The organism is Arthrobacter sp. UYEF20 (assembly GCF_040546335.1).
GTDB lineage: Bacteria > Actinomycetota > Actinomycetes > Actinomycetales > Micrococcaceae > Arthrobacter.
Genome location: NZ_JBEPNP010000058.1, coordinates 1 through 3,523, shown reverse-complemented (window position 1 = coordinate 3,523; position 3,523 = coordinate 1). Strand labels below are relative to the sequence as shown.

The following is a 3,523-nucleotide window of genomic DNA, read 5'->3' as shown; positions in this document are numbered from 1 at the left end:
GTGGTGTTGTTATTCAGTTGTCGGTTCGCCAAGCAACGGGTTTGTTGTCTGGGAACCACATAGTGGACGCAAGCAGTCTTGTTTCTTTGTACCACCCCGGGGTGTAAACCCCTTTTGAACGGGTTTACGGGGGTGGTGTGTGGTGTAAGTTATCGGCCTATTAGTACCGGTCAGCTTCACGAGTCGTTAGTCCTCGCTTCCACATCCGGCCTATCAACCCAGTGGTCTGGCTGGGGGCCTCTCACACACAAGGTGTATGGAAATCTCATCTCGAAGCGAGCTTCCCGCTTAGATGCTTTCAGCGGTTATCCCATCCGAACGTAGCTAATCAGCGGTGCACTTGGCAGTACAACTGACACACCAGAGGTTCGTCCGTCCCGGTCCTCTCGTACTAAGGACAGCCCTTCTCAAATTTCCTGCGCGCGCAGCGGATAGGGACCGAACTGTCTCACGACGTTCTAAACCCAGCTCGCGTACCGCTTTAATGGGCGAACAGCCCAACCCTTGGGACCTACTCCAGCCCCAGGATGCGACGAGCCGACATCGAGGTGCCAAACCATGCCGTCGATATGGACTCTTGGGCAAGATCAGCCTGTTATCCCCGAGGTACCTTTTATCCGTTGAGCGACGGCCATTCCACAATGTACCGCCGGATCACTAGTCCCGACTTTCGTCCCTGCTCGAGATGTCTCTCTCACAGTCAAGCTCCCTTGTGCACTTACACTCGACACCTGATTGCCAACCAGGCTGAGGGAACCTTTGGGCGCCTCCGTTACTTTTTAGGAGGCAACCGCCCCAGTTAAACTACCCATCAGGCACTGTCCCTGACCCGGATTACGGGCCGAAGTTAGATGTCCAAAGTGACCAGAGTGGTATTTCAACGATGACTCCACCCGAACTGGCGTCCGGGCTTCAACGTCTCCCACCTATCCTACACAAGCCACTCCGAACACCAATACCAAACTATAGTAAAGGTCTCGGGGTCTTTCCGTCCTGCTGCGCGTAACGAGCATCTTTACTCGTACTGCAATTTCGCCGAGTTTATGGTTGAGACAGCGGGGAAGTCGTTACTCCATTCGTGCAGGTCGGAACTTACCCGACAAGGAATTTCGCTACCTTAGGATGGTTATAGTTACCACCGCCGTTTACTGGGGCTTGAATTCTCAGCTTCGCCTTGCGGCTAACCGGTCCTCTTAACCTTCCAGCACCGGGCAGGAGTCAGTCCGTATACATCGTCTTGCGACTTCGCACGGACCTGTGTTTTTAGTAAACAGTCGCTTCCCCCTGGTCTCTGCGGCCCCTGCACGCTCCGGACAGCTAGTGTCCCTCACGATGGGGGCCCCCCTTCTCCCGAAGTTACGGGGGCATTTTGCCGAGTTCCTTAACCATAATTCTCTCGATCGCCTTAGTATTCTCTACCTGATCACCTGTGTCGGTTTGGGGTACGGGCGGCTAAAACCTCGCGTCGATGCTTTTCTCGGCAGCATAGGATCACCGAATCCCCCCTCACGGGAGTCCCATCAGATCTCAGGCATCATGAACGGCGGATTTGCCTACCGTTCGCCCTACCTCCTTAGACCGGGACAACCATCGCCCGGCTCGGCTACCTTCCTGCGTCACACCTGTTAATACGCTTGCCTCCCAGGATCAGGTCCCGCGCTCCACCAAAACCCTTCACCCACAAGGGGTGTCGGGCAGGTCTCGGGCGGTTAGTGTCCCCTGTTCAGCATGGGCGGTTTTTCGCCGGTACGGGAATATCAACCCGTTGTCCATCGACTACGCCTGTCGGCCTCGCCTTAGGTCCCGACTTACCCAGGGCAGATTAGCTTGACCCTGGAACCCTTGATCATTCGGCGGACGGGTTTCTCACCCGTCTTTCGCTACTCATGCCTGCATTCTCACTCGTGTAGGCTCCACCGCTGGTTTACACCGCGACTTCACTGCCCACACGACGCTCCCCTACCACTCCAGACGCCTGAACCAACCCCACGAGGGGGCGGCTTGGCTATCATCTGAAATCCACAACTTCGGCGGTGTACTTGAGCCCCGCTACATTGTCGGCGCGGAATCACTTGACCAGTGAGCTATTACGCACTCTTTTAAGGATGGCTGCTTCTAAGCCAACCTCCTGGTTGTCTTCGCAACTCCACATCCTTTCCCACTTAGCACACGCTTAGGGGCCTTAGTTGGTGGTCTGGGCTGTTTCCCTCTCGACTATGAAGCTTATCCCCCACAGTCTCACTGCTGCGCTCTCACTTACCGGCATTCGGAGTTTGGCTGACGTCAGTAACCTTGTAGGGCCCATTAGCCATCCAGTAGCTCTACCTCCGGTAAGAAACACGCAACGCTGCACCTAAATGCATTTCGGGGAGAACCAGCTATCACGAAGTTTGATTGGCCTTTCACCCCTACCCACAGCTCATCCCCTCCATTTTCAACTGAAGTGGGTTCGGTCCTCCACGACGTCTTACCGTCGCTTCAACCTGGCCATGGGTAGATCACTTCGCTTCGGGTCTAGATCACGCCACTGCAACGCCCTGTTCAGACTCGCTTTCGCTACGGCTTCCCCACACGGGTTAACCTCGCGACGTAACACTAACTCGCAGGCTCATTCTTCAAAAGGCACGCCGTCACCACAACACAGCAAGCTGTGATGGCTCCGACGGATTGTAAGCACACGGTTTCAGGTACTGTTTCACTCCCCTCCCGGGGTACTTTTCACCTTTCCCTCACGGTACTGGTCCGCTATCGGTCATTAGGGAGTATTTAGGCTTATCAGGTGGTCCTGACAGATTCACACGGGATTTCTCGGGCCCCGTGCTACTTGGGATACTTCACCGGGCGGTACACAACATTTCGGTTACGGGGCTCACACCCTCTCTGGCCGGCCTTTCAAGACCGTTCACCTATGCCTGTACTACTCACCCCACTGCCCCGGCAGAGACAGAACGGGAAGTCCCACAACCCCGACCATGCAACGCCCGCCGGCTATCACACATGGAACGGTTTAGCCTGATCCGCGTTCGCTCGCCACTACTGACGGAATCACTATTGTTTTCTCTTCCTGCGGGTACTGAGATGTTTCACTTCCCCGCGTTCCCCCCACACACCCTATGTGTTCAGATGCGGGTCACCGGGCAGCTCGCGCCCCCGGCGGGGTTTCCCCATTCGGACACCCTGGGATCACAGTCCGGTTATCGACTCCCCCAGGCTTATCGCAGATTCCTACGTCCTTCTTCGGCTCCTAATGCCAAGGCATCCACCGTGTGCTCTTAAAAACTTGACCACAAAAGATCAAAAACGCTATTTTCGAGAGAACCACAGAAACCATCACTCCACCCCGAAAGGCAGAACAACAGATCCAGGTTCATATTCTTGGAAATTGCTTCTTATAAAAGATGCTCGCGTCCACTATGTAGTTCTCAAACAACAACCCCGTACCACACACCCCACACACAACCCCTCCCAACGGAGAAGCAACCATGCATGATCGGTGCAGCCAGGAAACCAGAAACAGACAAAA

1 rRNA gene is annotated in these 3,523 nt (G+C 55.1%); it reads right to left on the bottom strand.

Going from position 1 to position 3,523, the window contains the following annotated elements:
- Positions 1–139 precede the first annotated feature (139 nt).
- Positions 140–3,286, bottom strand: a 23S ribosomal RNA gene (locus ABIB26_RS23580).
- Between the last annotated feature and the right edge of the window lie 237 nt (positions 3,287–3,523).